Annotated in this window: 3 protein-coding genes; 2 read left to right on the forward strand and 1 reads right to left on the reverse strand. The window is 45.7% G+C overall.

The features are described 5' to 3' along the window. The first annotated feature begins 242 nt into the window (after positions 1-242). A complete protein-coding gene (locus tag Q0294_RS00635) occupies positions 243-1,145 on the forward strand; it encodes a trypsin-like peptidase domain-containing protein (RefSeq protein ID WP_299459628.1) in 903 nt (300 codons plus the stop codon). A gap of 259 nt (positions 1,146-1,404) precedes the next feature. Next, positions 1,405-1,770, forward strand: coding sequence for an STAS domain-containing protein (locus Q0294_RS00640; protein WP_299459631.1), 366 nt, complete (start codon positions 1,405-1,407; stop codon positions 1,768-1,770). Between the two features lie 26 nt (positions 1,771-1,796). Here Q0294_RS00640 and Q0294_RS00645 read toward each other — a convergent pair. Continuing rightward, on the reverse strand, positions 1,797-2,018 hold a 222-nt coding region (locus tag Q0294_RS00645), incomplete at its 5' end, for a hypothetical protein (RefSeq protein ID WP_299459633.1).

A 2,018-nucleotide genomic window follows, 5' to 3' on the forward strand; every position in this document is an offset into this window, starting at 1 on the left:
ATGCTCCTGCGAGAAAATCCTCAATCACTCAAAAATGGCTCATTTTCATTCTCATTGTTTTGATTATTGGAATGACATTTGAATTAGTGAGCCGTAAATTGAGGCAACCCGCCTCCCGGATACCTGTCCGATCGGATCTGACTCAATCTGAGCTGAGAACAATCGAATTATTTCGTGAGTCTTCGCCGTCAGTCGTACATATCCGCACTTCAGAGTTTGCGCTGGAGGCGGGCCAATTCAATATGAATCTCCAAAAAACTCCGCAGGGCTCGGGAAGCGGATTTATCTGGGATCGTAACGGCCATATTGTGACGAACTTTCACGTGATCCAGAAAGCAGATGAAGCAACCGTGACGTTGGCTGATAATACGACCTGGAAGGCAAAACTGGTGGGATTTGAGCAGTCGAAAGATTTAGCGGTCCTGAGAATCAATGCGCCCAGCGAGCAATTAAAGCCAATCAAAGTCGGCTATTCTGCTGACCTTCAGGTGGGCCAGACCGTCTTGGCGATTGGTAATCCTTTTGGCCTGGATCAAACCTTGACGACCGGAATTATCAGTGGACTGGGGCGGGAAATCATTTCTGCAACGGGGCGATCAATTCGAAATGTGATTCAAACCGATGCCGCTATCAATCCCGGAAATTCCGGTGGACCTCTGTTGGATAGCTCGGGACATTTAATCGGGGTTAATACAGCGATCTACAGTACGTCGCATGTTTATGCCGGCATTGGTTATGCCGTACCAGTTGATCTCATCAGCCGATTTGTGCCCCAGTTAATTCGCTATGGCATGATTCAAATACCCAGTTTGAACTTCACTGGTATTGATGATATCGTCACGCGAAAGCTTAAGATTAATCGTCTTTTATCTCAGGATGCTCATGGAGTCATGGTTCAGGATCTGATTCCTGGTGGGGCAGCTGATCTGGCGGGTTTGAAAGCGATCAGTTTTGATAAGACGGGAAATCTGGTATTGGGCGATTTGATCATGCAGCTCAATGAAATCCCAATTACCAATGCGGATGACTTATTAGCCGCCTTAGAGACACATAAAGTCGGAGATGAGGTGACTTTGCTCATTTTTCGTAATAATAAAAAATTAAAACTGAAAGCAAAACTGCAGGAGTGGAAAAACGAGCAATAGCCTCCGATTCTTAAGCCTCCCGCATGGTCTCGGATGGGAAATTGAGAATCCCGCTTGATATTAGGTGGGATGCGAAGAGGTTAGCGTGTTGTTAAATATTCGGTTTTAATGGACTTGCGCGTATAGATCTTGGCAACACAAACGGATTTCTTGGTTGACACTTTGGTGATTTGGATTACTATGTGTAAGTTCCTTTGGTATCCCTCTTGTCGTTACATGCAGGGCTTTTACAAACGACGATCTTGTTGACAGTTCAATTATGCCTGCTGATTATCCCCCAGAAATCGTCAAAGATGGCCAGGTCACTATAGTGGCCTTGGGACCCGAGTACGAAAATCTGGACGAACCAAGACTCGATGCCTTGACAGATGTATTGCTGCAGGTCGCCGAAACAGCGTCACCGCCGGTTGTCGTGCTGGACCTGTCCCATACTTCGTTTTTCGGTTCCGCATTTATCGAAGTCATTTTCAGAATGTGGAATCGCCTCAACCATCGCGAAGGTGGTCGATTCTGCATCTGCGGTCTCAGTGAGTACTGCATGGAAGTTTTGGAAGTCACTCACCTGGATCAGCTTTGGGAGACTTACCCGAACAGAGAAGCAGCCGTTCGTGCCATTAACTCTTAATCATGTAAGTTAAGAGTTCGATTGAATCACTTTTCTGCTGCTTCCCCCCTACTCTGCTGCCAGGTGGAATGTATCTCTTTGTACTCAATCATAATTTTGATGTTTCGGATCGTTAACATATTGTGTTCTGGCTGTTCGCGTATGTTACGTTTTTCTTCACTCAAAATGTGCTCTTGTGAATAGTAGTTCCTGGTGCCAGGCTGATTCTCGCCCATAACACAGCGTTTTTTTTTGAATATTGTTTCACA

This window comes from uncultured Gimesia sp. (assembly GCF_937919775.1).
Lineage (GTDB): Bacteria > Planctomycetota > Planctomycetia > Planctomycetales > Planctomycetaceae > Gimesia.